The 244-nt window shown below is 37.3% G+C and carries 1 protein-coding gene; it reads right to left on the bottom strand.

The features are described from left to right. Nucleotides 1-244, bottom strand: a 244-nt coding sequence (locus M2D63_RS26005) for an acyl-CoA dehydrogenase family protein (protein ID WP_285865913.1), incomplete at both ends; no start/stop codon positions are given.

The raw sequence follows: 244 nt of genomic DNA on the forward strand, positions 1-244 counted from the left end.
GAACGTGAGGCAATTTTGCTCATAATGCGACTTTGAGCAAATGAGCTGAACTCTTTACCGCCAAAGGATTTTGGAATAATAAGACCCAAGAAGCCTTTATCTTTAATGAACTGCCAAACTTCAGGAGGAAGGTCTTTTAATTGATGGTGAATTTCCCATTCATCAAGCATGCTACATAGCACTTCAACTTCATTATCGATAAAACTTTGTTCTTCTGGTGAAAGTGTAGGATAGGGATATTTTT

The sequence above is a fragment of the Pseudomonas sp. BJa5 genome, assembly GCF_030272875.2.
In the GTDB taxonomy this organism is placed as follows: domain Bacteria; phylum Pseudomonadota; class Gammaproteobacteria; order Pseudomonadales; family Pseudomonadaceae; genus Aquipseudomonas.